This is a genomic window from Streptomyces sp. NPDC004610 (assembly GCF_040609715.1).
Lineage (GTDB): Bacteria > Actinomycetota > Actinomycetes > Streptomycetales > Streptomycetaceae > Streptomyces.
This window is the reverse complement of record NZ_JBEXLA010000006.1, coordinates 143,248-168,418: the sequence shown is the minus strand read 5'-3', so window position 1 is coordinate 168,418 and position 25,171 is coordinate 143,248. Positions and strand designations below refer to the sequence as shown.

Genomic DNA, 25,171 nt, shown 5'->3' with positions numbered 1-25,171 from the left:
CCTCTGTCGGCCCCGCGCCCGGCCGCCAGCATCCGCTGACCCCGCCCCGGCCCGCACGTCCGCTGACCCCCACCCGAGGCGCCCCCCGGCCGACACGACCCGCCGGTCCCACTCCAGCCGTGACGATCCGCTGAGCCCTCACCTCCGGTCGCCGCGCTTACCGGCCCCGCCTGGCCACCGCGATCCACCGGCCCGACCGCTGCCGTCACGATCCACCGACCTGACCGCTACCGTCACGACCCGCTGAGCCACCACGCCACCACCATCCACCGCCCCCGGCCGACAGCTCCCGCGCGTCCACCACCGAACCCGTCAGCCCCAGATTCCCCGAGACCGCGTTGTCCCCGGAGATCACCTTCGCCCGGACATCCTGACCGGCGAAGTACCGCAGAGTGTCCCCCGCGTCCGGCCGCAGCCGCTGCTCCAGCACCACCAGGGCCACCGGCCACGCCCCCGCCGACACCTCCGGGTCGTCCAGCTCCCGTACCGCCCGCGCCATCCACCCGCCACGCCCCCGGCACTCACCCCCACCCCCGACCTTCACGAACCACCGCCCCACCCGGCCCACGCCTCCACCACCCGCACCCGCACCCGCACCCGCACCCGCAGCCCCCCACCCGCAGCCCCCCACCCCCATGAAACCCTGGCCGAGTGAAGAAACAGCAGTCCCCGAGCAGCACCCCGAGGACCCCTCCCGGCACCGCCCCGAGCACCACCCCCAGCACCACCCCCAGCACCCCTCCCCGCACCACACCGAGCACCACCCCCAGCCCCCCTCCCCCCACCCCTCCCCGCATCACACCGAGCATCACCCCCGCCACCGTCCCCGCCACCACCCCCGCCCACCCCCGCAACCCCATCGGCAGCCACGTCCCCGTCGCCGGTGGGCTCGATCGGGTCGGGCTGGCGTATGCCCGGGAGCTGGGGGCCGAGACCGTGCAGGTCTTCGTCGCCAACCCGCGCGGCTGGGCCACCCCCACCGGCGACCCCCGGCAGGACGACGCGTTCCGGGCGGCCTGTGCGGCGGAGTCGATCCCGGTGTACGTCCACGCCCCGTATCTGATCAACTTCGGCTCCCACACCCCCGCCACCGTCGAGCGGTCGGCGGAGTCGCTGCGGCACTCCCTGCGCCGGGGCCGGGAGATCGGCGCGCTCGGGGTCGTGGTGCACACCGGCAGCGCGACCGGTGGCCGGGAACGATCGGTCGCCCTCCGGCAGGTACGCCGGTATCTGCTGCCCCTGCTGGACGAGCTGACCCGGGACGACGACCCCTGTCTGCTGCTGGAGTCCACCGCCGGTCAGGGCTCCTCGCTCTGCTCCCGGACCTGGGACTTCGGGCCGTACTTCGACGCGCTGGACGCCCATCCCAAGCTCGGCGTCTGTCTGGACACCTGTCATGCCTTCGCCGCCGGACACGATCTCACCGGCCCCGACGGCATGCGCCAGACGCTGGATCTGCTGGTGGGGACGGTCGGCGAGGGGCGGCTGAAACTGATCCACGCCAATGACTCCAAGGATGTGGTCGGCGCCCACAAGGACCGTCACGAGAACATTGGCTCCGGCCATATTGGCGAGGAGCCGTTCCGCGCGCTGCTGGCCCATCCCGCGACCGAGGGCGTCCCGCTGATCATCGAGACCCCGGGCGGCAAGGAGGGCCACGCGGCGGACGTGGCCCGGCTGAAACGCCTGCGGACGACCACCGCCGCCGTGCCGGTCAGCGTCTAGCCCCGCCCAGCCTGCGACCAGCTACAGCTCCGGACCCTCCCCGGGTCCCTCCTGGTAGGAGTACCGCTGTTCCTTCCAGGGGTCGCCGACGTTGTGATAGCCGCGCTCCTCCCAGAAGCCGCGCCGGTCGGCGGTCATGTACTCCACGCCCCGGACCCACTTGGGCCCTTTCCAGGCGTACAGATGCGGGACGACCAGCCGCAGCGGGAAGCCGTGCTCCGCGGTGAGGGGTTCGCCGTCCTTGTGGGTGGCGAAGATCGCGCGGTCGGAGCGGAAGTCGGCGAGCCGCAGATTGGAGCTGAAGCCGTACTCGGCCCACACCATCACATGGGTGACTTCCTGCGCGGGCGGGGCGATGTCCAGGATGGTCCGGGCCGGTATCCCGCCCCACTCGGCGCCCAGCATGCTGAACTTCGTCACACAGTGCAGATCGGCCACGACGGTGGTGTACGGCAGGGCCGTGAACTCCTCGTGGTTCCAGCAGTGCTTCTCGCCGTCGGCGGTGGCGCCGAAGACCCGGAACTCCCAGCGCTCGGGGCGGAACTTGGGGACGGGTCCGTAGTGGGTGACCGGCCAGCCGCGCTGGATCCGCTGCCCCGGCGGAAGCTCCGACCCCTTCGCTTCCGCTGATTCGCGTTCCACCGGCTGACCCATGCCTTCCATCCTGACAGACCCGGGGCCATGCACCTGACCAGGCCGGTCCAGAATCGGGCAAATCCCAGTAAGCATGCCCTAACTTACTAAGCTCGCACTTACTGGACGATCTTCCTCACCGGTGCAATCATGCGGCGGCAACCCCCCAGTCCCGTCACCCCTACGCGGAAGGAGCCTCTGCGATGCAGGGCGACCCCGAGGTCATCGAGTTCCTCAATGAGCAGCTGACCGGTGAGCTGACCGCGATCAACCAGTACTTTCTGCACGCGAAGATGCAGGAGAACTTCGGCTGGTACAAGCTCGCGAAGTACACCCGGCACGAGTCGTTCGACGAGATGAAGCACGCCGAGACGCTCACCGACCGGATCCTGTTCCTGGAGGGGCTGCCCAACTACCAGCGGCTGTTCCATGTCCGGGTGGGACAGACGGTCACCGAGATGTTCCAGGCGGACCGGCAGGTCGAGGTGGAGGCGATCGACCGGCTCAAGCGCGGGATCGAGGTGATGCGCGCCAAGGGCGATATCACGTCCGCGAACATCTTCGAGGACATCCTGGCGGACGAGGAGCACCACATCGACTATCTCGACACCCAGCTGGAACTGGTGGAGAAGCTCGGTGAGGCGCTCTACATCGCACAGCTCATCGAGCAGCCCGAGACGAGCTGAGCACGCCAGGAGCCTTCGTCGGAGCTCAGGCCGCCTCGTCCAGCCGGGCGCCCTCGCCGCGCGCCAGCACCTCCGAGAGCACCGCCTGACCCTGGTCGGCCGCCTCCCGGCGCGGGCAGGCCCCGCGGCCCAGCAGCGCCTGGATCCGCCGTACGCACGAGCCGCAGTCGGTGCCCGCCTTGCAGGCGGAGGCGATCTGGCGGGGGGTGCAGGCACCGTTCGCCGCGTGCTGCTTGACCTGCTGCTCGGTGATGCCGAAGCAACTGCACACAAACACGCGGTCCACCTCCCGCCGGGATCGATGAGTGACGCCGTCCCGATGATCGGTGAGGCTAACCTAACCTTACCCGGCGTTCAGTCGGCCGAAAAGTGCCCTGGGGCGCGGATCACATCGATCCGCGCCCCAGGTCATAGGCGGTGAGCAGCTGTGCCTCTTACCGGTCCCGCTACTGGTCCCGGTACATCTCCGCCACCAGGAACGCCAGGTCCAGCGACTGGCTGCGGTTGAGGCGGGGGTCGCAGGCGGTCTCGTAGCGCTGGTGGAGGTCGTCCACGAAGATCTCGTCGCCACCGCCCACGCACTCGGTGACATCGTCGCCGGTCAGCTCCACATGGATGCCGCCCGGGTGGGTGCCGAGCGCCTTGTGGACCTCGAAGAAGCCCTTGACCTCGTCCAGGACGTCGTCGAAGCGGCGGGTCTTGTGGCCGGAGGCGGCCTCGAAGGTGTTGCCGTGCATCGGGTCGGTCACCCACACCACCGTCGCGCCGGAGGCCGTGACCTTGGCGACCAGCTCGGGGAGCTTGTCGCGGATCTTGTCGGCGCCCATCCGCACGATGAAGGTCAGCCGGCCCGGCTCGCGGTCCGGGTCGAGCCGCTCGATGTACTGGAGCGCGTCCTCGGCCGTGGTGCTGGGGCCCAGCTTGATGCCGATGGGGTTGCGGATCTTCGAGGCGAACTCGATGTGCGCGCCGTCCAGCTGCCGGGTGCGCTCACCGATCCACACCATGTGCCCGGAGACGTCGTACAGCTGCCCGGTGCGGGAGTCGACGCGGGTGAGGGCGGACTCGTAGTCGAGCAGCAGCGCCTCGTGGGAGGCGTAGAACTCGACCGTCTTGAACTCCTCCGGGTCGGCCCCGCAGGCGTGCATGAAGTTCAGCGCGTTGTCGATCTCGCGGGCGAGCTGCTCGTAGCGCTGGCCGGAGGGCGAGGAGCGGACGAAGTCCTGGTTCCAGGCGTGCACCTGGCGCAGATCGGCGTAGCCGCCGGTGGTGAAGGCGCGGACCAGGTTCAGGGTGGACGCGGAGGCGTGGTACATCCGCTTCAGCCGGTCCGGGTCCGGGATCCGGGCCGCCTCGGTGAAGGCGAAGCCGTTGACGGAGTCGCCCCGGTAGGTCGGCAGCGTCACCCCGTCACGGGTCTCGGTGGGCTTGGAGCGCGGCTTGGAGTACTGGCCCGCGATCCGGCCGACCTTCACCACCGGCACGGAGGCCGCGTAGGTCAGGACGGCGCCCATCTGGAGCAGGGTCTTCAGCTTGGCGCGGATCTGCTCGGCCCCGACGGCGTCGAACGCCTCGGCGCAGTCGCCGCCCTGAAGGAGGAACGCCTCCCCCTTGGCGACGGCCGCCAGACGGGAGCGCAGCTGGTCGCACTCGCCCGCGAAGACGAGCGGCGGATACGACTCCAGCTCCGCAACGACAGCGCGCAGAGCCTCGGGGTCGGGGTATTCGGGCTGCTGCGCCGCGGGCAGGTCACGCCAGCTCGCCTGAGCGGCGACGGCTTGGGAATCAGCGTTCACGGTCACGCCACAACCCTACGGTGTCCAAACAGGGTGTCCGGGCCATGCCCAGTACGTGAGACGCCGCACCCGCACGGTGGACAGGCGCGGTGGACTCCGTGGCCGGGGGTCATGGGGTAGGGTGCCCGGCATGTTCGCGCATCCGTGCCAGATCTCGCACCAGTCCTGGTGGTGGACCGCTCATCCGGCGGCCCACTGACTGCGCGTACCCAGACTCGCGAAGGCCGCCCGAGGGGCGGCCTTCGGTGTTTTCCGGGCCCGGCCGCTCCTCCCCGCTCACCCCTGACGGAGAAGGAGCCCCGCCGTGGACCTCACCACACACCCCACCGCCTCGCTCGACACCCTGCTCACCGATCCCCGCCCGTTCGCCCTGCTGCGCCGCCGCACCCCCGGCCACGACCAGGACACCGTGGAACTGCTGCGCGGCCCGGTGACGGCCTACGAACGGCTCGCCGATCTTCCCGATCACGCGCTCGCCCTGATCCCGTTCCGGCAGATCCGCGAGCGCGGTTTCGATGTCCGGGACGACGGCACCCCGCTGCTCGCCCTGGTCCCGGAGGAGACCCGCCTGCTGCCCCTGGAGCGAGTGCTGGCCGAGCTGCCCGCGCACGGGGTGACGGTCGAGGGCGGTGGCTTCGACGTCGACGACGAGGCGTACGGCGAGATCGTCGGGCGGGTGCTGCGGGAGGAGATCGGCGGCGGCGAGGGCGCGAACTTCGTGATCCGGCGGACCTACGAGGGGACGGTCCCGGGGTTCTCGCGGGCGGACGCCCTGGCGCTGTTCCGGCGGCTCCTCACCGGTGAGCGGGGCGCGTACTGGACCTTCGTGGTGCACACCGGGGACCGGACGCTGGTCGGGGCGAGCCCGGAGGTGCATGTGCGGATGGCGGGCGGGACGGTGGTGATGAACCCGATCAGCGGCACGTACCGCTACCCGGCCGGGGGCCCGACCCCCGAGGATCTGCTCGGCTTCCTCGCCGACGGCAAGGAGATCGAGGAGCTGTCGATGGTGGTGGACGAGGAACTGAAGATGATGTGCACGGTCGGCGACATGGGCGGGGTGGTGGTCGGGCCCCGGCTGAAGGAGATGGCCCATCTCGCGCACACCGAGTACGAGCTGCGCGGGAAGTCGTCGCTGGACGCGCGGGAGGTGCTGCGGGAGACGATGTTCGCGGCGACGGTGACCGGCTCGCCGGTGCAGAACGCCTGCCGGGTCATCGAGCGGTACGAGAGCGGCGGGCGCGGCTACTACGCCGGGGCGCTGGCCCTGCTCGGCCGGGACGGTGGCGGGGCGCAGACCCTGGACTCCCCGATCCTGATCCGTACCGCCGACATCGGTGCGGACGGGCGGCTGCGGGTGCCGGTGGGCGCCACGCTGGTGCGGGGCTCGGACCCGGCGGGCGAGGTCGCCGAGACCCATGCCAAGGCGGCGGGCGTGCTGGCGGCGCTGGGAGTGCGTCCGTCCCGGCCGGACGCGGGGGAGGCGCGGCCCCGGCTGGCCGACGATCCCCGGGTGCGGGCGGCGCTCGACGGACGCCGGGCCCGGCTGGCACCCTTCTGGCTGCGGATGCAGGAGCGCGGCACCGCGCTGAGCGGGCACGCCCTGGTGGTCGACGGGGAGGACACCTTCACCGCGATGCTCGCGCACGTCCTGCGCTCCTCGGGGCTGACGGTCACCGTCCGCCGCTACGACGAGCCGGGGCTGCGGGCGGCGGTACGGGCGCACGAGGGCCCGGTGGTGCTGGGCCCCGGTCCCGGTGACCCGCGCGATCTGGGCGATCCGAAGATGGCGTTCCTGCGGGAGCTGACCGCCGAGGTGCTCCGCGACCACACCGGGGGTGTCCTCGGGGTCTGCCTCGGCCATGAGCTGATCGCGGCCGAGCTGGGGCTGGACATCGTCCGCAAGGAGGTCCCGTACCAGGGGGCGCAGACGGTGATCGAGCTGTTCGGGCGGACCGTGACGGCCGGTTTCTACAACAGCTTCGTGGCGCGCTGCGACGACGAGGTGGCCGAGGAGCTGGCGGCCCACGGCATCGAGATCGAGCGGGCGGCGAACGACGAGGTGCATGCCGTACGGGGGCCCGGGTTCGCGGGGGTGCAGTTCCATCCGGAGTCGGTGCTGAGCCTGGAGGGGGCGGCGGTGGTGACGGAGCTGATCGGTCAGCTCCGGGGCACCAGGACGTTGTCCGAGCGGCGGCCGGCCAGATAGTCCAGGACGTTGCCGAGGGTGGTGTCGACGATCTGGCCGACGGCCTCGCGGGTGTAGTACGCCTGGTGCGAGGTGACCAGGACGTTGGGGAAGGTGACCAGGCGGGCCAGGGTGTCGTCCTCGACCGGTTCGAGGGACTTGTCGAGGAAGAACAGGCCCGCCTCCGCCTCGTAGACATCGAGGCCGACGCCCGTGAAGCGGCCCGCGCGCACCTCGGTGACCAGGGCGGCGGTGTCGATCAGGCCGCCGCGGCTGGAGTTCACCAGGATGGCGTCGTCCTTCATGGCGGCCAGGGCGTCGGCGTCGATGAGCCGGAGGGTCTCCGGGACCAGCGGGACATGCAGGGAGACCAGGTCGGACTCGGCGAGGAGTCGTTCCTTGGGGACGTAGGTCATGCCGAGGGCGAGACAGGCCGGGTTCTCGGCGATGTCCCAGCCGAGCAGCCGCATCCCGAAGCCGTGGGCGATCCGGGCGAAGCACTCGCCGATCTTGCCGGTGCCGATCACCCCGGCCGTACGGCCGTGCAGGTCGCGGCCCATCAGACCGTCGAGCCGGAAGTCGAAGTCCCGGGTGCGGGTGGAGGCGCGCACGATCCGCCGGTTGACGGCCATGGCGAGGGTCCAGGCGAACTCGGCCACGGAGTACGGGGAGTAGGACGACACCCGGGCGACGGTCAGGCCGAGGCGTTCGGCGACGGCGAGGTCGATGTTGTTGAAGCCGGTGGAGCGCTGGGCGACCAGCCGGGTGCCGCCGGCCGCGAGGGTCTCCAGGACGCGGGGGCCGAGGTCGGCGTTGACGGAGGTGGAGACGGTCTCGTGGCCGTGGGCGATCGGCGCGGTGTCCTCGTTGAGGAAGACATCCAGACAGCGGATGCCGCAGTGACCTTTGAACGCGCGTTCGAGGAGGGGTTTCTCGTCGGCCTGCACACCGAACGCCAGGACTTCCACGGCTGCTCCCCGTCGACGGAGGTATGGGCCTACGACGGTACGGGGTGAGGGAGGCGCGGGCCGAGCGCACCTGACGGTACGGCCCTCTCCCCCACCCCACCGGGCCCGTCCCCCGGGTCAGCCGAAGAAGACGCCCACCTCCTCGTACAGCTGGGGGCTCACGGTCTTCAGCCGGGCCGTGGCGTCCGCGATCGGGACCCGGACGATGTCGGTGCCGCGCAGCGCGACCATCGAGCCGAAGGCGCGGTCGCGGACGCAGTCGATGGCGTGCAGTCCGAAGCGGGTGGCGAGCCAGCGGTCGAAGGCGCTGGGGGTGCCGCCCCGCTGGACATGGCCGAGGACGGTGGTGCGGGCCTCCTTGCCGGTGCGCTTCTCGATCTGCTTGGCGAGCCATTCGCCGACCCCGGACAGCCGGACGTGCCCGAAGGAGTCCAGCGACTCGTCCTTGAGGACCATGTCCCCGTCCTGGGGGCTGGCCCCCTCCGCGACCACCACGATCGGCGCGTACGACGCCCGGAAGCGGGAGGTGACCCAGGCGCAGACCTGGTCGACATCGAAGCGGCGCTCGGGGATGAGGATGACATTGGCGCCGCCCGCGAGCCCGGAGTGCAGGGCGATCCAGCCGGCGTGACGGCCCATCACCTCCACCACCAGGACCCGCATATGCGACTCGGCGGTGGTGTGCAGCCGGTCGATCGCCTCGGTGGCGATGTTCACGGCGGTGTCGAAGCCGAAGGTGTAGTCGGTGGCGGACAGGTCGTTGTCGATGGTCTTGGGGACGCCGACGCAGGGCACGCCGTGCGCGTCGGTGAGTTCCGCGGCGACCCCGAGGGTGTCCTCGCCGCCGATCACGATGAGCGCGTCCACCTCCATCCGGTCGAGGTTCTCCTTGATCCGGCCGATGCCGCCCTCCTGCTTGAGGGGGTTGGTGCGCGAGGAGCCGAGGATGGTGCCGCCGCGGGGCAGGATGCCCCGGACCGCCGGGATGTCGAGACGGATGGCGTCGCCCTCCAGGGGGCCGCGCCAGCCGTCCCGGAAGCCGGTGAACTCATAGCCGTACTCCTGCACGCCCTTGCGGACTATGCCCCGGATGACGGCGTTGAGCCCCGGGCAGTCGCCGCCCCCGGTCAGTACGCCGACGCGCATGGAATCCCGCATGGAAAGTCCCCTTCGCCGCGGTTGCCGTGTGCCGTGCGAGGTGCTGCCGTGTGCCGTGGAAGGCTCTGGAAGCTCTGGGAGCCTGCAAGCACGGTAAGGGTGATGCAGGTCACTTCGGCAGGGTCCGGCGGGGACTTCTCTGCGCGCGGGGCGGCAACCACCACCCGGGCATTCCTCGCGGGTACCGCCCGCTACTCCTCGTCGAGGCCGCGCTCTATGGCGTACCGGACCAGTTCGACGCGATTGTGCAACTGGAGCTTGCCCAGGGTGTTCTGGACGTGGTTCTGGACCGTGCGGTGCGAGATGACCAGGCGTTCGGCGATCTGCTTGTAGCTGAGGCCCTTGGCGACCAGCCGCAGGACCTCGGTCTCGCGGTCGGTGAGCCGGGGGGCGCCCGGCTCGTCGGGGTCGGTGCCGGGACCGGGGGCCGGTTCGGAGGCGAGGCGGCGGTACTCGCCGAGGACCAGCCCGGCGAGGCCGGGGGTGAACACCGGGTCGCCGACCGCCGTGCGGCGCACCGCGTCGAGGAGTTCCTCGGTGGACGCCGACTTCAGCAGATAGCCGGTGGCGCCCGACTTCACGGCCTCCAGCACATCGGCGTGCTCCCCGCTCGCGGAGAGCACCAGAACGCGCAGCGCCGGGTTGTGTCCGACCAGTTCCTTGCACACTTGGACACCCGGCTTGGCCGGCAGATTGAGGTCCAGGACCAGCACGTCCGGGGCGGCGGCCCTGGCCCGGCGCACCGCCTGCTCGCCGTCACCGGCGGTGGCGACCACCTCGAACCCGGCCTCGGTGAGGTCCCGGGCCACGGCGTCGCGCCACATGGGGTGGTCGTCGACCACCATCACCCTGATCGGCCCCTGCCGCTGCCCGCCGTCGCTCATCGTCTCCCCCGTGCCATCTCGGTGTCCTTGCTGTCGTCGGAGTCCTTGGGGACCCTCAGCTCGACCTCGGTGCCCTGTCCGGGCGTGGAGATCAGCTCGGCCGAGCCGCCCAGGTCGCGCAGCCGCCCCCGGATGGACTGGGCCACCCCGAGCCGCCCCTCCCCCTCGGCCTGCGCGAGCCGCCCCTCGGGGATGCCCGGCCCGTCGTCCCGGACGGAGACGATCACCGCGTCCGGTTCGTCCTCGACCAGGATCCAGGCCCGCGCCGCGTCCCCGGCGTGCCGGCGCACATTGTCCAGCGCCGCCCCGACGGCCGCCGTCAGCTCCCGCGCGGCGGCGGGCCCCAGCACCACCGGGGCGCCGGGCTCCGCCAGACTCACCCGCCCGCTCGCGTACGGGGCGAGCAGCGTCCGCAGATCGACGGGCCCGCCGTCGTCGTCCGGCTCCTCGACGGCCCGGACGAGGGCGCCCTCGGCGGCGTCCTCGGAGATCCGGGAGACGGGCAGCAGACCGCCGGAGACCAGGGTGCGCAGCGCCACCTCCTGCTCGCCCGCCATCCGCCCCAGCTCGGCCGCCTCGCCCCCGATGACCGCGCCCCGCCGCTGCACCATCGCCAGCACCTGGAGCACCCCGTCATGGATGTCCCGGGCGAGGCGCTCCCGTTCGCGGGTGGCGGCCTCGATCTCCAGGGCGCGGGCGAGGGTCCGCTCGGAGGCGCGGGCCACCTCGACGACATAGCCGATGGCGATGGAGGCGACCCAGACGAGCATCACATTGTGGACGGTGTCCCGGGCGGGCACGCCCCGGTGGATCAGATTGGCGACGGCGATCGGGGTGGAGGCGACGGCGGCCCAGCGCCAGCCGCCCTTGATGGCGAAGGCGAGGGCGACCCCGGCGGTCCATATCGACGGCAGGGTCGGCCCGCCCGCGTCGACCCGCTCGGCGGAGTCCGCGACCCGGGTGAGCAGGATCCCGGCGACCGCGACGGTGAGATCGGCGGCGAGGAAGCGCTTGGTGCAGCTGTCGGCGCCCGCGACCCGGGGCAGGGTGGCGAACGTCCACACCGCGAGCAGCGCGAAGTAGCCGACGGCGACCCAGGGGCGGGCGAACTGGTCGTAGGCGCTGGCGAACAGGCCGATGGCGTAGAAGAGGGTGAGGACCCGGTAGGCGGCCAGGGCACGCCACAGCGGCTGCTCGACCGACATCCGCATGACGCGCTCGCGCTTGGCCATCTCCCCCACCCCGACCGTGTTTCCGTGCCCCTGTGCCACCCGCCGTACCCGTGCCGGTGGCCGCCGTACCGGACCGGCGCGGTGCCTCCGCCGTACGGCGTCCGGTCCCCAGAGTGCCGGGTACGGGACCGGCGGGGCGGCCGTTCGCCCCGAGGACCTGGCGCCTATGCGCCGGGCCGTCCTCCGGCTCCGGCCGCTTCCCTGGCGGCGTCCTTCGCCGCCTCCTTGTCGGCCTTGGCCGCCTCCGCGAGCTGCCGTTTGGCGGCGGTCGCGTAGATGTCGACGTACTCCTGGCCGGAGAGCTTCATGATTTCGTACATGACCTCGTCGGTCACCGCCCGGAGCACGAAACGGTCGTGCTCCATGCCCTGGTAGCGGCTGAAGTCCAGCGGGGCGCCGATCCGGATGCCGGGGCGCATCACCTTGGGCAGCACCTTGCCGGGCGGCTGGATCTTCTCCGTGTCGATCATCGCGACCGGGAGGACGGGGGCGCCGGTGGCCAGCGCCACGCGCGCGAGACCGCCGGGCTTGCCCCGGTAGAGCCGGCCGTCGGGCGAGCGGGTGCCCTCCGGGTAGATCCCGAACAGCTCGCCGCGCTCCAGCACCTCTATGCCGCTCCTGATGGCGGCCTCCCCCGCGCCGCGCGCCCCCGAGCGGTCCACCGGGAGCTGGCCCACGCCCTTGAAGAACGCCGCGGTCAGCCGCCCCTTGACGCCCGGGGTGGTGAAGTACTCGGCCTTCGCGATGAAGGTGACCTTGCGGTCCAGCACCGCGGGCAGGAAGAACGAGTCGGAGAAGGAGAGGTGATTGCTGGCGAGGATCGCGGGGCCCTCGGCGGGGACGTTCTCCAGGCCCTCCACCCAGGGGCGGAAGACGAGCTTCAGCGAACCCCCGACGGAAACCTTCATGGCGCCGTACAACAACCGAGTGCCTCCTGTGTCTGTCGGTCAGACCTTAACCCGGAGGCCCCGCAAAGGACCCGACGGCCCTGGTCGGTGTCAGTGCGGTCGCGTACGGTGAAGGACACCCGAGTCGTTCGTGCGGCTCTCGTGCCGAGACGCCGAGACGCCCTTCTGATGAACAGGAGACCGAGGTGCCGGTCCTCCCCGGAGCCGAGCCCTACCGCCATGACGGCGGTGAGGTAGGCGTCCTGCTCTGCCACGGATTCACCGGTTCCCCCCAGTCGCTGCGCCCCTGGGCGGAGTATCTGGCCGCCCACGGCCTCACCGTCTCGCTGCCCCTGCTCCCGGGCCACGGCACCCGCTGGGAGGACCTCCAGCTCACCGGCTGGCAGGACTGGTACGCGGAGGTGGACCGCGCGCTGCTCGCCCTCACCGAGCGGTGCGCCCGGGTGTTCGTGTTCGGCCTGTCCATGGGCGGCGCCCTCGCCCTGCGGCTGGCCGCCCGGCACGGAGAGGCGGTGACCGGCGTGGTCGTCGTCAACCCGGCGAACAAGGTGCACGGCCTGAGCGCCCACGCCCTCCCGGTCGCCCGCCATCTGGTCCGGACGACGAAGGGCATCGCCAGCGACATCGCCAAGCCCGGCGCGGTGGAGATCGGCTACGCGCGGGTGCCGCTGCACGCGGCGCACTCGCTGCGCCGGTTCCTCCAGCTCGTCGACGGTGAGCTGCCGCAGGTCACCCAGCCGTTGCTGCTGCTGCACAGCCCGCAGGACCATGTGGTGCCGCCGCAGGACTCGACGCGCATCCTCAGCCGGGTCTCCTCCACCGAGATCCGTGAGGTGCTGCTGGAACAGAGCTACCACGTGGCGACGTTGGACCATGACGCCGGCCGGATCTTCGAGGAGAGCCGCGCCTTCGTGGACCGGTACGCGCCGGGTGCCGTGACGGCGGCCGGTGAGCAGGCAGGGAAGGGCTCCGGAAAGGAAGGGACGGCCGCAGGTGGCTGAGCACGACTCCGACCGCGAGGACCGGGAGGACCGCGACCGGCGGGACGACCGGGAGCGGCCCGAGCCGGACGAGCAGAACGTCCCCTTCGACGAGGAGGCCGCCTGGGCGGCGATCGTCGCCGGTTACGGGGACGAACCGAAGGACCCGCCGGGCGCCAAGCCCTTCAAGTCGGTGGAGGATCTGGCGCTCCTGGAGAGCGAGAAGAACGGCGCGGAGAGCGGTACGGAGAGCGGTACGGAGGGCGTTGCCGCGAGCAGCGCGGGGGACGCGGAGCCCAAGGAGGAGACACCGGCGCCGCTCGGCGGTTCGGTGGCCTTCGCCCCGGGGGTCGGGGGCGGTGGCCCGCGTGACTACAGCGTGGCCGAGCCGTCCGAGGACGATCTGGACGAGACCGACGAGGGGCACTTCGTCCCGCCGGAGCCGCCGCCGCTGCCCACGGCCGATGTCACGGCGAAGTTCGCCTGGCTCGCGGTGGTGGGCGGGCCGCTGCTGCTTCTGCTGGCGGTGCTGCTGAGCTGGGACATGACCTGGTGGCTGGCGACGCTGGGCATCGGCGGCTTCCTCGGCGGCTTCTCCACGCTGGTGGCCCGGATGCGGACGGACGACGAGGACGGGGAGGACCCCGGGCGGGGCGCGGTGGTCTGACGCGGGGCGGCGAACGCCGTTTGGGTCGGGTGCCGGGTCAGGTGCCGGCTCGGGTGCTGGGTGTCAGGTGCCGGGTCGGGTGCTGGGTGTCAGGTGCTGGGTCAGGCGGGTGGGATTCTGAGGGCGGCGAGGACCGGAAGGTGGTCCGTGGCCGCCCTCAGGTCGTTCTCCCGCACGCCGGGCAGACCGTGCGGCACACCGCAGGCGAGCACCTCGATGCCCCGGGTGGCGAAGATCGCGTCGATCCGGCTGTGGGGTTCGGTGCGGACCCAGGTGTCCTCGCCGTCCGCGCCGCCCCAGGGGGCGACCGTACGGCAGTCCTGGAGGCTCTCGGCGAGGCGGCGGAAGCTGGGGCCGGTGGGCCGCTCGTTGAGATCGCCGCCGGCGACCGCGTGCTCCACACCGAGTGCGGCGAGCCGGTCGAGCAGCATGCCGCTCTGCGCGTGGCGCTCCGTCCTGTCCAGGCTGAGGTGGGCGCTGAGGACGCCGAGCGGGGCGGAGGCGCCGAAGCGGACGACTGCCGTCGAGAAGCCTCGGCGGTGCAGTCCGGGGGTGAGGGGGAGGAGGACGTCCTCGGTGCGCAGGACGGTGGCGCGCAGGGTGCAGAGCAGGGCCGGGCCCGCGGCGGGGGCTCCTCCGGAGAGGAGCACGAGGTTGGTGGCGGCGGCCAGGCGGGAGAGCTTTTTGCGCCAGCGGAAGAAGCGGGGGGCTTCTTGGACCAGGACGAGGTCGGGGGCGCAGGCGTTGATCACTCGGGCGAGGGCGGGCTGGTCGTCGCGCTGGGAGCGGATGTTGTAGGTCAGGACGCGGATGACGGCGGGCGACTCCGTCGTGGAGGGGGGGAAGGGGGGGAGGGGGGATAGGGGGGTTGGCATGGGGGCCAATGTAACGCGGGGGGATGGGGGGTTGGGTGGGGTTTGGGGCGCCCAAGGGGGTGGGGTGAGGGGTGGTGCGCGGGTGGCCGTGGTGGGGGGCTGGTCGCGCAGTTCCCCGCGCCCCTTTAGCGGCGTCACAGCGGCCCGGCGCTCGCAGGCGCCCGGCGTTCGCAGCGGCCCGGCGTTCGTAGGGCCCGGCGTTCGTAAGGCCCGGCGCCCGGCGTTCGCAGGGGCCCGGCGTTCGTAAGGCCGGGCCCCTGTGCCAGGCGGGGTTACATCGTCGGGTCGGGCTGGCGGGCCAGGTCCGCTGCTCCTACCAGGCCCGCCTCGTTGCCCAGTCGGGCGGCGATGACCTCGGCGACCGGGCGCCAGTTGCCGCCCACCAGCCAGCGCTTGTAGGACTTGCGGATCGGGTCGAGGACGAGTTCGCCCTCGTCGGAGAGGCCGCCGCCGACGATGAAGGCGGAGGGGTCGAAGAGCGAGGCCAGGTCGGCGAGACCGGCGCCCGCCCAGCGGGCCAGTTCGCGGTAGGAGTCGACGGCCACCGGGTCGCCCTGCCGGGCGGCCATGGAGATGTGCTTGCCCTCGATGCCGTCGGGGCTGCCGTCACCGAGCCCGAGCAGGATCTCCGCGCTCTCCGGGGTGGCGTTGGCGCGCTGCTTGGCGTAGCGGACCAGGGCGCGGCCGGAGGCGTACTGCTCCCAGCAGCCCTGGGAGCCGCAGCCGCACAGCAGCCCGTCCGGGACCATCCGGATGTGGCCGAACTCGGCGGCCACCCCGAAGTGCCCGCGCCGCAGCTTGTTGCCGATGATGATGCCGCCGCCCAGGCCGGTGCCCAGGGTGATGCAGATGACATTGCGGTGGCCCTTGCCCGCACCGAACTTGTACTCGCCCCAGGCCGCCGCGTTGGCGTCGTTCTCGACCACGACCGGGAGCCCGACCCGGGCCTCGACCTTCTCCTTCAGCGGTTCCTCGCGCCAGTCGATGTTCGGCGCGAAGTACACCGTGGACCGCTCGCGGTTGACATAGCCGGCGGCGCCGATGCCGACGCCGACGATCTCATGCCCCGCGCGTGCGCCCTCCACGGCGGCGGCGATGGCGTCCACGATGCCGTCGGGCGTGCCCGGAGTGGGCACTTTGTGGGTCGAGAGGATGTTGCCTTCCTCGTCTACCACACCCGCCGCGATCTTGGTGCCGCCGATGTCGACGCCGATGGTGAGTCCCATGAATCCCTCAGTTCCGGTCGAGCCCCGCTAAGGCCAACCGTACCCGAGGCGGCCGGGGCCCACGGGGCTCCAACAGCCCTCAGTCCAGGTCGATCCGCTGGTGGGGACCGGCGGGCGGGTCGTCGTCGTCGCCGTCCTCGCCGTCCTCGCCGGTCCGGTCCCGCGGGGTGCCGAGATCTCCGGCGCGGGCGGTCCAGCGCTGCTCCTGCGCCTGGACGGCGGAGCGGTACGCGGCGAGCAGTTCCTGACCGGCCCCGGCGAGATGATCGAAGACATCCGGATTGCGCTCGATGACCGGTTCCACCACGGATCTGGCCTGCTGGACGACCTGGCGGACCACCTGCTGGGCCGCCGTCCCGGCCACCGGGCCGAGCAGCGGGGTCCCGAGGCCGGACAGCTTGTCCGCGACGGTGTCGACCAGCCGGAGCAGTTCGTCGGCGGCCGAGCCGGGCGGGCTGCCGTGCTGGGCGCGGCGGCGGGCCTTCTCCTCGGCGAGGTCCTCGGCGCACGCGGTCGCCCAGGCGTCGGCGTCGGAGACCGGCGCGACCGGCGCGTCCTTGTCGGTCGCCGGCCCGGGGGCGGCGTCGGCGGGCTGGCGCTCTTCGCTCATGGCGACTCCTGACTACGTTTCGTCCTTACGACGTTACCCGAACGGGCGCGGAGCCCTCAGCGGGCCGTCGGCCACAGCCCGGGGTCGGGGGCGAACCGGATGCGCAGCTCGCCGTCGCGCAGCCCGGCGCCCACGACGGTGCAGCGGCGCAGCGCGGAGGGCAGTGGAACGATCCGCCGGAACCGTCCGGAGCCGAGGACGAGTTCGTCGCCGCGCCGGACCAGATCGAGGTCCTCGCGCGAGGCGCCGGGCACCGGGATGTGCCAGACGAGCACACCCTCGTCCGCGAGCCGGTCGGCGACGGGCCACTCGACGGGGGCGGGGCGGGGGGTGGCGCCGGGGACGGGGAGCGCGGCGAGGTCGTCGGCGCCGCGCGGGTCGTGCCCCAGGTGCGGGACCTGGCACAGGGACCCGGGGTATCCGGCCCGCCACTCCTCCAGGGTCTTGCGCTGCTGGGCGACCGGGCCCGCGAGCCAGGGGTCCTCGGTGTGCTCGGGGAGGACCCGGTTGGCGATCACCGCCTCGGGGGCGAGAGCGCGCAGGGCGAGACCGAGGACGGCGGTGCGGACGGCGTCGGCACCGGCCGGGGTGGGTTCGGCGACGATCCGCACGCTGGTGTCCGGGTCGGCCACGACGGCCTCGGCGGCGGCCAGCTCCAGATCCCAGCGGGCGGCGGTCTCGTAGAGCGACTCGGGGGGTATGGGGACGCCGGCGAGGCGGCCGAGGACCGGGCGCAGGGCGCGGGCCGCCTGCCGCTCGGGCGGCATCAGCCGGCGCAGATAGCGGCGCAGTTCCTCGGGGAGGGCGAGCAGGGCGAGGGCCTGCTCGATCGGCGGCAGATCGACGACGACCAGGTCATGGGCGTCCTCGGCGAGGGCGGCGGTGCGCAGGGCGCGCAGCACGGCGAGTTCGGGGGCGCCGGGCAGGGGGGTGAGTTCCTCGGGGTCGAGGCGGCCGGCGCCCAGCAGGTCGAGGACGGTGCCGGCCCGGTCCTGGAACGCGGCGAGGTCCTGCCGGAAGCGGGCGGTGGCGTCGGGGTGGCGGACGGTGAGGCCGGGGATGCCGTCCAGGGTGGTGCCGAGGGTGGTGCCGAGCGTGTCGGTGGGGTCGGTGCCGATGAGCAGCGTGCGGGTGCCCTGGCGGGCTGCCCGGAGGGCGGTGGCGGCGGCGATGGTGGTGCGGCCGGCTCCGCCGGGGCCGGTGACGAGGAGGGTTCGCATGGGGTCCTGGGGTTGTCGGGTCGGGTGCGGGTGGTCTGTGGCGGGTCGCGCAGTTCCCGCACCCCTCAAGCAGGGGCCGACCGCGACTCCCGGGGGCGCCGGGGCACCCGCCCCCCGGATCGGGACCTACGCCGTCCCCGACTCCACCCGCTTCTTCAGGCCCGCCAGCGCGCGGTCGATGATGACCTTCTCCGCCTTGCGCTTGATCATGCCGAGCATGGGGATCTTGACGTCGACCGTCAGCCGGTAGGTGACCTCCGTCGCCGTCCCGGCGGGCCGGAGCAGGTACGAGCCGTCCAGGGAGCGCAGCATCTGGGACTTCACCAGGGTCCAGGACACCTCGTGGTCCCCGGTCCAGGTGTATCCGAGCGTCTGGTCGTCCTTGATCGCCCCGGCGTCCATCACCAGCCGCACCTGCTCGGCCCGGCCCCGCGCGTCGGTCGCGAGCACCTCGGCCTGCTTCACCTCGCCGGTCCAGTCGGGGTAGCGGGCGAAGTCCGCGATCACCTTCATGACCTCGGCGGGGGCCGCCTCGATCGTGATGCTAGAGCTGGTGTGTTCCGCCATCGCCGTGGCTCCTCCGATGCGGCCGAATAGACAGCGTGAAGGCTACCGCGCGGTCGAACAGGGCCGGTCACCACTCCAGCACCCAGGGCCGCCCCGCCCCCGCGAAGTGCCCCACGTTCACGCACTCGGTGGCCCCGACCCGCATCCGCCGCACCAGCGGCTGGTGGACGTGCCCGAACAGCGCGTAGCGCGGCCGGGTCCGGCGGATGGCGTCGAGCAGCGCCCGCGAGCCCCGTTCGAAGCGGCGCGCGACGGTGTCGTAGACCAGCTCCGGCACCTCGGGCGGGATGTGGGTGCACAGGACGTCGACCTCGCCGACGGCCTCGATCTTCGCCGCGTACTCCTCGTCGTCGATCTCGTAGGGGGTGCGCATCGGGGTGCGCAGGCCGCCGCCGACGAAGCCGAAGGTCCAGCCGCCGATCTCGGCCCGCTCGCCGTCCAGGACGGTGGTGCCCGCTCCGGCGTACTCCGGCCACAGGTGCGGGATGTCGACATTGCCGTAGGTGGCGTACGTCGGCGTCGGGAAGGCGGCGAACAGTTCGGCGTACTGGCCCCGCACCGCCCGCTCGATGACCGCCGCCCGGTCCTCGCCGACCCCCGCCCACAGCCGGGCGCCGAACTCCCGGGCCTCGGTGTAGCGCCGGGCGGTGCGCAGTTCCACGATCCGGCGGGCGTTCTCGGCGCCGAAGAGGTCGGGGAGGATGCCGCGCGCGTGGTCGGTGTAGTCGAGGAAGAGGACCAGGTCACCGAGGCAGATCGGGGCGTCCGCGCCCGCACCGGCGGTGGCCAGGTCCCGGACGTTGCCGTGCACGTCGCTGATCACATGCACACGGTGGCGGCGGTTGCCGTCCGCTGAGTCCGGTGAGGGGGCCATGGTGATCAAGGGTAGGCGGGGGCGGCATAAGTGAACAGTGTCGGATAGACCACCGGTTACTGGCCGGTCCGGAAAGGGGTGGACTACTGTGCGCGCAGAGGAGCAACAGGAACAGCAATCTGTGTGACGCAGCGAACATCTCGCCGGGGCCCCCTGTCGAAGACGCCATACCGGCGGGTAACGTCCGGCCCGTCCAGTCGTGCCCAGGTTTTCGGCCACAGGGCCCCGCGCCCCGGCGCAGCGCCCTGAGCACCTGCCCGAGCCTTGGACCGCACCGTCGCATCACACAACGTCGTGGCGCCGGCGCCCTATGAGGAGCAGCAGTCTTGCGCGAGTTCAGTCTTCCGGCTTTGTACGAGGTCCCCGCGGACGGCAACCTGACCGACATCGTCCGCAGAAACGCCGCGCAGCATCCCGACGTCGCCGTGATCGCCCGCAAGGCCGGCGGCGCCTGGCAGGACGTGACGGCCACCGTCTTCCTCGCCGAGGTCCGCGCGGCGGCCAAGGGCCTGATCGCGGCGGGTGTGCAGCCGGGCGACCGGGTGGGCCTGATGTCCCGCACCCGCTACGAGTGGACGCTGCTGGACTTCGCGATCTGGACCGCGGGCGGGATCACCGTCCCGGTGTACGAGACCAGCTCGCCCGAGCAGGTGCAGTGGATCCTCGGGGACTCGGGCGTCACCGCGTGCCTGGTGGAGAGCGCGGAGCACGCCGCCGGACTGGAGTCGATCCGCGACCGGCTGCCCGCGCTGAAGCATGTCTGGCAGATCGACGGCGGCGCGGTCGAGGAACTCGGGCGGCTCGGCCGGGACGTCTCCGAGGACACCGTCGACGAGCGCTCCTCCCTCGCGCGGGCCGACGACCCCGCGACCATCGTCTACACCTCCGGCACCACCGGCCGCCCCAAGGGCTGTGTCCTCACCCACCGCGCCTTCTTCGCGGAGTGCGGCAACGCCGTGGAGCGGCTGCGCCCGCTGTTCCGCACCGGTGAGTGCAGTGTGCTGCTGTTCCTGCCGCTCGCCCATGTCTTCGGGCGGCTGGTGCAGATCGCGCCGATGATGGCGCCGATCAAGCTGGGCCTCGTCCCGGACATCAAGCACCTCACCGATGAACTGGCCACCTTCCGGCCGACGCTGATCCTGGGCGTCCCGCGCGTCTTCGAGAAGGTCTACAACTCGGCGCGCGCCAAGGCGCAGGCGGACGGCAAGGGCAAGATCTTCGACAAGGCGGCGGACACCGCCATCGCCTACAGCAAGGCGCTGGACACCCCGTCCGGCCCGTCGTTCGGCCTGCGCGTCAAGCACAAGATCTTCGACAAACTCGTCTACGGCAAGCTGCGCGCGGTGCTCGGCGGGCGCGGCGAGTACGCCATCTCCGGCGGCGCCCCGCTGGGCGAGCGGCTCGGGCACTTCTTCCGCGGCATCGGCTTCACCGTCCTGGAGGGCTACGGGCTGACCGAGACCTGCGCGGCGACCACGTTCAACCCCTGGGACCGGCAGAAGATCGGCACGGTCGGGCAGCCGCTGCCGGGGTCGGTGGTGCGGATCGCCGACGACGGCGAGGTGCTGCTGCACGGCGAGCATCTGTTCAAGGAGTACTGGAACAACCCGTCCGCGACCGCCGAGGCGCTGGCCGACGGCTGGTTCCACAGCGGTGATGTCGGGACCCTGGACGAGGACGGGTACCTCCGGATCACCGGGCGCAAGAAGGAGATCATCGTCACCGCGGGCGGCAAGAACGTGGCCCCGGCGGTGATCGAGGACCGGATCCGGGCGCATGCGCTGGTCGCCGAGTGCATGGTGGTCGGCGACGGACGGCCCTTCGTGGGCGCGCTGATCACGATCGACGAGGAGTTCCTGGGGCGGTGGGCCGCGGATCGCGGTAAGCCTTCCGGCTCGACCGCGGCGTCGTTGGCCGGGGATCCGGAGCTGGTGGCGGCGATCCAGAGTGCGGTGGATGACGGGAACGCGGCGGTGTCGAAGGCGGAGTCGGTGCGGAAGTTCCGGATTCTGCCGGGGCAGTTCAGTGAGGAGTCGGGGCATTTGACTCCGTCGCTGAAGCTGAAGCGGAATGTTGTTGCCAAGGATTTCGCTGGGGAGATTGAGGGGCTTTACGGGAAGTGACGCGCCTAAGGGGGGTGCGGCTTGATGGTTGGGGGCGGGTGCGGGTTGATTGTGGCTGGTCGCGCAGTTCCTCCCCCAGAGGGGGTACCCCCAGCGCCCCTAAAAGATAAAAGCCAAAGCCTCCCGCGTTGAACCTCGGGTTTCTCTACAGCAAAGCCCTCAAGCGGTCTGCCAATAGGTCCCAGCGCCATTTTTCCTCCACCCACTGGCGGCCCCGCTCCCCCATTCTGCGGCGGAGTTCCTCGTCGGTCAGGAGGGCGATGATGCGGTCCGCTGTGTCCTCGGGGGACGCTCCTCGGACCACCCAGCCCGTCTCGCCGTCCAGGACCGCGTCGGGGGCGCCGCCGGAGTCGCCGGCGACGACCGGGAGGCCGGTCGCGGAGGCTTCCAGGTAGACGATGCCGAGGCCCTCGACGTCCAGGCCGCCGCGCCGGGTCCGGCAGGGCATCGCGAAGACATCACCGGCGCCGTAGTGCGCGGGCAGGGATGCCCAGGGGACGGCTCCGGTGAAGACCACCGAGTCCGTCACCCGGGTCTCCCGGGCCAGGCGGCGCAGCTCCTTCTCGTAGGGGCCGCCGCCGACGATCAGCAGGGCGGTGTCCGGGTGGTGGGCCAGGATGCGGGGCAGGGCGAGGATCAGGGTGTCCTGGCCCTTGCGCGGGACCAGCCGGGAGACACAGACCACCACCGGCCGGTCGGTGAGGCCGAGGCGGGCGCGCACCTCGGCGCCGCCGGAGCCGGGGTGGAACGTCTTCTCGTCGACACCGGGCGGCAGTTGGACCATCCGGGCGGCGGCCTCGGGGGTGAGCGCGGCGGCGATCCGGGAGCGGGTGTACTCGCCGAGGTAGGTGAGGGTGTCGGTGCCCTCGCCGATCCGGCGCAGCAAGCGGCGGGACGCGGGGAGCTGGGCCCAGCCCGCCTCGTGGCCGTGGGTGGTGGCGACCAGCCGTTCGGCGCCCGCCCGGCGCAGCGCGGGGGCCATCAGACCGAGCGGCGCCGCCGCCCCGAACCACACCGCCGTACAGCCGTGTTCGCGCAGCAGGGAGACGGCCCGGCGGGTGGCGCCCGGGGTCGGCAGCAGCATCGTCGTCCGGGCGCGGACCACGGTGAAGGGCTGCTCGGCGTCGAAGGCGGCGGTGGCCTCGGCGCCCTCGGGGCCGCGCTTCCAGGTGGAGGCGTGGACGACGAGGCGTTCGGGGTCCAGCCGCAGGGCCATGTTGTGCAGGAACGCCTGGATCCCGCCGGGGCGGGGCGGGAAGTCGTTGGTGACGACGAGGGTCTTGCGCATCGCCGCCGAGCCTACCCAACGTAGACTCACCGCTCGGCACGGCCGGGCGCGGGAACAGGGGCTTCAGTGGAAAAGTCGGGGATGTGGCGGACGCTGCCGTGGCTGATCGCGCTCTGGGCCCTGACCCGGGTGCTCCTGCTGCTGTTCGTGATGAAGGTGTGGGTCTTCCCGGGTCCGGATGTCACCAGCGATGTCTCGGTGATCTACCAGGGCTGGTACGAGGTGCTGCGCACCGGGACGTTCCCGCTGGACGATGTCACCTGGCAGTACCCGCCCGCCGCCGCGCTGCCGATCCTGTCGCCCGCCCTGCTGCCGTTCCTGGAGTACGCGCAGGCGTTCTTCGTGCTGGCCTTCGCCGCGGACCTGGTGGTGACGCTGCTGCTGCTGACCTCGGCGGCCGGGCGGGGCCGCTCGCTGCGCGGGGCCTGGGTGTGGGTGGTGGGCGTCCCGCTGCTGGGCCCGACGGTGTACGCGCGCTATGACGTGATGGTGACCGCCGTCGCGGTGGGCGCGCTGCTGGCGGGGGCCCGGTATCCCCGGCTGATGGGGGCGCTGGCGGGGTTCGGGGCGATGCTGAAGGTGTGGCCGGCGCTGGTGCTGCTGGGGGTGGTCCGGCGCCGGGCGTGGGGGGCGGCGCTGGTGGCGGCCGGGGTGGTGGCGGCGGTGAGCTGGCTGGCGATGCCGGGGGCGTTCGCGTTCCTGACCTTCCAGCGGGACCGGGGCACGGAGGTGGAGTCGCTGGGGTCGCTGGTGTTCCATGTCGCCCGGCACTTCGGCTGGGAGGGGCAGGTGCTGCTGAACTACGGGTCGGTGGAGTTCCTCGGCCCGTATGTGGAGGTGGTCAGCGCGGCGGCGCTGGTGCTGTCGGGGCTGGCGTTCGGATGGCTGCTGCTGTGGCGGCTGCGGGCGGCGCGGTTCGAGGCGTGGACGGCGGCGGACGCGGCCTTCGTCGGGGTGCTGATGTTCACGGTGACCAGCCGGGTGATCAGCCCCCAGTACATGGTGTGGCTGGTCGGCACGGCGGCGGTGTGCCTGGGCTTTCGGGCCAGCCGGATGCGGGTGCCGGTGGTGCTGGTGCTGCTGGCGTGTCTGGCGACGGTGCTGGAGTTCCCGCTGTGGTTCTCGCATGTGGTGGCGAGCGACGCGCTGGGGGTGACGCTGCTGGTGGTGCGCAACGGGCTGCTGGTCGCGGCGGCGCTGCTCGCGGCGCGGATCCTGTGGCGGGAGACGGTACCGGCGAGGTCCGCCCGCGCTCCCCTGCCGCCGGCGGAACCGGCCCGCGAGCAGGGCAGCCGCGTCCCCTCCTGAGCGGCGCTCACCCCGCCGACAGCTGTGTCACCAGATACTCCCGCCACTCCTTGGTGAACTGCTCCTCGCTCACGCCCAGCACCTTCGTCAGGGCCGAGGACACCGCGCCCTCGCGCTTCCCGTGGGCGGCGACCGCGCGGTAGAAGTCGCCGAGCAGGGGCTCGCCCCAGTGGCCTGCGATCATGCGGGCGGCCAGCCAGCCGGACTCGTAGGCGCGGGCCAGGGTCGCGGGGTCGTCGGTGAAGCCGAAGTCGTCGTCGGCCGGGAGGGTCTCGGGCACTTCTCCGGCGGCGACCGCGCGGGCGAGTTCGGGGGCGACCTCGGCGGGGGTGCGGTCGGTACCCCGGTAGCCGGCCCAGTCGGCGTAGCCCTCGGAGAGCCACAGCGGGGTGGCGGCGTTGGTGTGGGCCCGGGTGGCGACATGGGTGGTCTCGTGCGTGAGCACGACCTGCTTGCCGGTGTCGCCGAGGACGGCGTAGGCGTCGGGGTTGATGATGATCCGGTCGGCGGGGGCGTCCCCGGTGGCGCCGACCTCGCCGGTGGTGACGGCGGCGATGCCCCGGTAGGAGGACGCGGGCGACCCCAGCAGCCCCGCCATGCCCTCCAGCGACTTCGGTACGAGGACCAGGACGTGCCGCCCCCAGTCGGGGCCCCAGGCGTCGGAGACGGCCGGGACGGCCCGGTCGGCGAGGGCGGCGAAGTCGCGCAGGGACTGCGGGGTGCGGCCGACGCCCAGGATCAGGCTGCGGGTGCCCCGGATGACCTGGACCGGGCCCTGGTCCCACAGCTGCTGTCCGGACTTCTCGGCGGGCCGGTCGGCGGTGAGCCGCCAGACGCCGTCCCGGGCGCGGGTGAGGGTGAGGGTGCGGGCGGTGGTGACGGGGGCCCGGTCGTAGCCCTGGAGGCGGTAGCTCAGCTCGGCGTCGGCGGTGAAGGTGTCGGTGGCGCGGGTACCGGCGGCGGGGGCGAGGCCGGTGACCCGGTAGGACCAGTCGGCCAGCGGCAGCGAGCCGAGGTTCTCCCAGCCGATGGGGGTGCCGGTGGCGCGGTAGGCGACGGTGTCGCCGGCCAGCAGGGCCGCCGCACGGCGGTCCAGGAGCCGCTGGACGTCCGCGCGGCCGGTGTCCGGGGCGGGCGTCCGGCCGCAGGACACCAGCGCCACCAGGGTCAGCAGCAGCGCGCACAGCGCGGCGCCCGGGGTGACCCCGGATATCCGTGCCCGCCGTCGTCCAGCCATCCTCCCGATCGTAAGGGG

General features: G+C 72.4%; 23 protein-coding genes and 1 pseudogene. 7 read left to right on the top strand and 17 right to left on the bottom strand.

Translation table 11 applies throughout. The annotated features are described in order from the left end of the window. Positions 1 to 277 precede the first annotated feature (277 nt). A pseudogene (locus ABZX40_RS08795) lies at positions 278 to 499 on the bottom strand (hypothetical protein); the annotation flags it as partial. A 308-nt stretch (positions 500 to 807) separates the two neighbouring features. Between ABZX40_RS08795 and ABZX40_RS08790 the strand changes: the two are divergent. Then, the gene (locus tag ABZX40_RS08790; RefSeq protein ID WP_355736820.1) at positions 808 to 1,725 is read left to right on the top strand and encodes a deoxyribonuclease IV; all 918 of its coding nucleotides are present in this window, start codon (positions 808 to 810) and stop codon (positions 1,723 to 1,725) included. A 21-nt stretch (positions 1,726 to 1,746) separates the two neighbouring features. On the opposite strand, the gene ABZX40_RS08785 is transcribed toward ABZX40_RS08790, so the two are convergent. Then, the gene (locus ABZX40_RS08785; protein WP_355736535.1) at positions 1,747 to 2,379 is read right to left on the bottom strand and encodes a sulfite oxidase-like oxidoreductase; all 633 of its coding nucleotides are present in this window, start codon (positions 2,377 to 2,379) and stop codon (positions 1,747 to 1,749) included. A gap of 182 nt (positions 2,380 to 2,561) precedes the next feature. Here ABZX40_RS08785 and bfr point away from each other — a divergent pair, with 182 nt between their 5' ends. Then, complete coding sequence (gene bfr / locus ABZX40_RS08780) at positions 2,562 to 3,044, top strand: bacterioferritin (protein WP_355736527.1); 483 nt, start codon at positions 2,562 to 2,564, stop codon at positions 3,042 to 3,044. 25 nt (positions 3,045 to 3,069) lie between these two features. On the opposite strand, the gene ABZX40_RS08775 is transcribed toward bfr, so the two are convergent. Both ABZX40_RS08775 and ABZX40_RS08770 read right to left on the bottom strand, forming a co-directional pair. Continuing rightward, a complete protein-coding gene (locus ABZX40_RS08775; protein WP_355736524.1) occupies positions 3,070 to 3,321 on the bottom strand; it encodes a (2Fe-2S)-binding protein in 252 nt (83 codons plus the stop codon). A 169-nt stretch (positions 3,322 to 3,490) separates the two neighbouring features. After that, positions 3,491 to 4,840 carry a class II 3-deoxy-7-phosphoheptulonate synthase gene (locus ABZX40_RS08770; protein WP_355736817.1) on the bottom strand — a complete coding sequence of 450 codons (1,350 nt, stop codon included), beginning with the start codon at positions 4,838 to 4,840 and terminating at the stop codon, positions 3,491 to 3,493. Between the two features lie 304 nt (positions 4,841 to 5,144). Here ABZX40_RS08770 and ABZX40_RS08765 point away from each other — a divergent pair, with 304 nt between their 5' ends. Then, positions 5,145 to 7,049, top strand: a complete 1,905-nt coding sequence (locus tag ABZX40_RS08765; RefSeq protein WP_355736522.1) for an anthranilate synthase family protein — start codon at positions 5,145 to 5,147, stop codon at positions 7,047 to 7,049. On the opposite strand, the gene ABZX40_RS08760 is transcribed toward ABZX40_RS08765, so the two are convergent. From ABZX40_RS08760 to ABZX40_RS08740, 5 genes are all read right to left on the bottom strand, one after another. Further along, on the bottom strand, positions 7,001 to 7,996 hold the full coding sequence (locus ABZX40_RS08760; RefSeq protein WP_355736519.1) for a 2-hydroxyacid dehydrogenase: 996 nt from the start codon (positions 7,994 to 7,996) through the stop codon (positions 7,001 to 7,003). The two genes, ABZX40_RS08765 and ABZX40_RS08760, sit on opposite strands and share 49 nt — an antisense overlap. A 117-nt stretch (positions 7,997 to 8,113) precedes the next feature. After that, the gene (locus ABZX40_RS08755) at positions 8,114 to 9,142 is read right to left on the bottom strand and encodes a 6-phosphofructokinase (RefSeq protein ID WP_355736814.1); all 1,029 of its coding nucleotides are present in this window, start codon (positions 9,140 to 9,142) and stop codon (positions 8,114 to 8,116) included. Positions 9,143 to 9,345: 203 nt separating this feature from the next. After that, on the bottom strand, positions 9,346 to 10,038 hold the full coding sequence (locus tag ABZX40_RS08750) for a response regulator transcription factor (RefSeq protein ID WP_355736516.1): 693 nt from the start codon (positions 10,036 to 10,038) through the stop codon (positions 9,346 to 9,348). After that, a complete protein-coding gene (locus tag ABZX40_RS08745; RefSeq protein WP_355736513.1) occupies positions 10,035 to 11,270 on the bottom strand; it encodes a DUF5931 domain-containing protein in 1,236 nt (411 codons plus the stop codon). Before ABZX40_RS08745 ends, ABZX40_RS08750 begins: the two co-directional genes overlap by 4 nt. A 164-nt stretch (positions 11,271 to 11,434) precedes the next feature. Continuing rightward, positions 11,435 to 12,190, bottom strand: coding sequence for a lysophospholipid acyltransferase family protein (locus ABZX40_RS08740; protein WP_355736510.1), 756 nt, complete (start codon positions 12,188 to 12,190; stop codon positions 11,435 to 11,437). Positions 12,191 to 12,363: 173 nt separating this feature from the next. On the opposite strand from ABZX40_RS08740, the gene ABZX40_RS08735 reads away from it, so the two are divergent. After that, positions 12,364 to 13,179 carry an alpha/beta fold hydrolase gene (locus ABZX40_RS08735; RefSeq protein WP_355736507.1) on the top strand — a complete coding sequence of 272 codons (816 nt, stop codon included), beginning with the start codon at positions 12,364 to 12,366 and terminating at the stop codon, positions 13,177 to 13,179. Beyond that, complete coding sequence (locus ABZX40_RS08730; protein WP_355736505.1) at positions 13,172 to 13,825, top strand: hypothetical protein; 654 nt, start codon at positions 13,172 to 13,174, stop codon at positions 13,823 to 13,825. Before ABZX40_RS08735 ends, ABZX40_RS08730 begins: the two co-directional genes overlap by 8 nt. A 101-nt stretch (positions 13,826 to 13,926) precedes the next feature. Here the strand turns inward: ABZX40_RS08730 and ABZX40_RS08725 are convergent, their stop codons facing one another. The 6 genes from ABZX40_RS08725 to ABZX40_RS08700 form a co-directional block, all read right to left on the bottom strand. Further along, entirely contained in the window at positions 13,927 to 14,700 is a 774-nt protein-coding gene (locus ABZX40_RS08725; protein WP_355736502.1) for an endonuclease/exonuclease/phosphatase family protein, read from the bottom strand. 272 nt (positions 14,701 to 14,972) lie between these two features. After that, complete coding sequence (locus ABZX40_RS08720) at positions 14,973 to 15,926, bottom strand: ROK family glucokinase (RefSeq protein WP_355736499.1); 954 nt, start codon at positions 15,924 to 15,926, stop codon at positions 14,973 to 14,975. 79 nt (positions 15,927 to 16,005) lie between these two features. Next, the gene (locus ABZX40_RS08715) at positions 16,006 to 16,536 is read right to left on the bottom strand and encodes a DUF5304 domain-containing protein (protein ID WP_355736496.1); all 531 of its coding nucleotides are present in this window, start codon (positions 16,534 to 16,536) and stop codon (positions 16,006 to 16,008) included. Positions 16,537 to 16,592: 56 nt separating this feature from the next. Beyond that, a complete protein-coding gene (locus ABZX40_RS08710; protein ID WP_355736493.1) occupies positions 16,593 to 17,756 on the bottom strand; it encodes an ArsA-related P-loop ATPase in 1,164 nt (387 codons plus the stop codon). A 126-nt stretch (positions 17,757 to 17,882) separates the two neighbouring features. Next, positions 17,883 to 18,323: an SRPBCC family protein gene (locus ABZX40_RS08705; protein ID WP_355736490.1), complete on the bottom strand. Its 441-nt coding sequence runs from the start codon at positions 18,321 to 18,323 to the stop codon at positions 17,883 to 17,885. 67 nt (positions 18,324 to 18,390) lie between these two features. Then, positions 18,391 to 19,197 (bottom strand): metallophosphoesterase, encoded by an 807-nt coding sequence (locus ABZX40_RS08700; protein WP_355736487.1) that lies wholly within the window; start codon positions 19,195 to 19,197, stop codon positions 18,391 to 18,393. A gap of 326 nt (positions 19,198 to 19,523) precedes the next feature. Here ABZX40_RS08700 and ABZX40_RS08695 point away from each other — a divergent pair, with 326 nt between their 5' ends. Beyond that, positions 19,524 to 21,320, top strand: a complete 1,797-nt coding sequence (locus ABZX40_RS08695; protein WP_355736485.1) for an AMP-binding protein — start codon at positions 19,524 to 19,526, stop codon at positions 21,318 to 21,320. A 145-nt stretch (positions 21,321 to 21,465) separates the two neighbouring features. Here ABZX40_RS08695 and ABZX40_RS08690 read toward each other — a convergent pair whose 3' ends face one another. Beyond that, positions 21,466 to 22,608 carry a glycosyltransferase family 4 protein gene (locus tag ABZX40_RS08690; RefSeq protein ID WP_355736482.1) on the bottom strand — a complete coding sequence of 381 codons (1,143 nt, stop codon included), beginning with the start codon at positions 22,606 to 22,608 and terminating at the stop codon, positions 21,466 to 21,468. A gap of 81 nt (positions 22,609 to 22,689) precedes the next feature. Between ABZX40_RS08690 and ABZX40_RS08685 the strand changes: the two genes are divergently transcribed. Then, positions 22,690 to 23,916, top strand: coding sequence for a glycosyltransferase family 87 protein (locus ABZX40_RS08685; protein ID WP_355736811.1), 1,227 nt, complete (start codon positions 22,690 to 22,692; stop codon positions 23,914 to 23,916). 7 nt (positions 23,917 to 23,923) lie between these two features. Here the strand turns inward: ABZX40_RS08685 and ABZX40_RS08680 are convergent, their stop codons facing one another. After that, entirely contained in the window at positions 23,924 to 25,153 is a 1,230-nt protein-coding gene (locus tag ABZX40_RS08680) for a hypothetical protein (RefSeq protein ID WP_355736479.1), read from the bottom strand. Positions 25,154 to 25,171 lie beyond the last annotated feature (18 nt).

What these genes read in the sequence shown, in the direction of transcription:
- ABZX40_RS08680 (WP_355736479.1), bottom strand. Translation starts at nt 25,153, where the DNA reads ATGGCTGGACGACGGCGGGCACGGATATCCGGGGTCACCCCGGGCGCC.
- ABZX40_RS08705 (WP_355736490.1), bottom strand. Translation starts at nt 18,323, where the DNA reads ATGGCGGAACACACCAGCTCTAGCATCACGATCGAGGCGGCCCCCGCC.
- ABZX40_RS08715 (WP_355736496.1), bottom strand. Translation starts at nt 16,536, where the DNA reads ATGAGCGAAGAGCGCCAGCCCGCCGACGCCGCCCCCGGGCCGGCGACC.
- ABZX40_RS08685 (WP_355736811.1), top strand. Translation starts at nt 22,690, where the DNA reads ATGTGGCGGACGCTGCCGTGGCTGATCGCGCTCTGGGCCCTGACCCGG.
- ABZX40_RS08750 (WP_355736516.1), bottom strand. Translation starts at nt 10,038, where the DNA reads ATGAGCGACGGCGGGCAGCGGCAGGGGCCGATCAGGGTGATGGTGGTC.
- ABZX40_RS08690 (WP_355736482.1), bottom strand. Translation starts at nt 22,608, where the DNA reads ATGCGCAAGACCCTCGTCGTCACCAACGACTTCCCGCCCCGCCCCGGC.
- ABZX40_RS08710 (WP_355736493.1), bottom strand. Translation starts at nt 17,756, where the DNA reads ATGCGAACCCTCCTCGTCACCGGCCCCGGCGGAGCCGGCCGCACCACC.
- ABZX40_RS08745 (WP_355736513.1), bottom strand. Translation starts at nt 11,270, where the DNA reads ATGGCCAAGCGCGAGCGCGTCATGCGGATGTCGGTCGAGCAGCCGCTG.
- ABZX40_RS08755 (WP_355736814.1), bottom strand. Translation starts at nt 9,142, where the DNA reads ATGCGCGTCGGCGTACTGACCGGGGGCGGCGACTGCCCGGGGCTCAAC.
- ABZX40_RS08700 (WP_355736487.1), bottom strand. Translation starts at nt 19,197, where the DNA reads ATGGCCCCCTCACCGGACTCAGCGGACGGCAACCGCCGCCACCGTGTG.
- ABZX40_RS08725 (WP_355736502.1), bottom strand. Translation starts at nt 14,700, where the DNA reads ATGCCAACCCCCCTATCCCCCCTCCCCCCCTTCCCCCCCTCCACGACG.
- ABZX40_RS08720 (WP_355736499.1), bottom strand. Translation starts at nt 15,926, where the DNA reads ATGGGACTCACCATCGGCGTCGACATCGGCGGCACCAAGATCGCGGCG.
- ABZX40_RS08785 (WP_355736535.1), bottom strand. Translation starts at nt 2,379, where the DNA reads ATGGGTCAGCCGGTGGAACGCGAATCAGCGGAAGCGAAGGGGTCGGAG.
- bfr (WP_355736527.1), top strand. Translation starts at nt 2,562, where the DNA reads ATGCAGGGCGACCCCGAGGTCATCGAGTTCCTCAATGAGCAGCTGACC.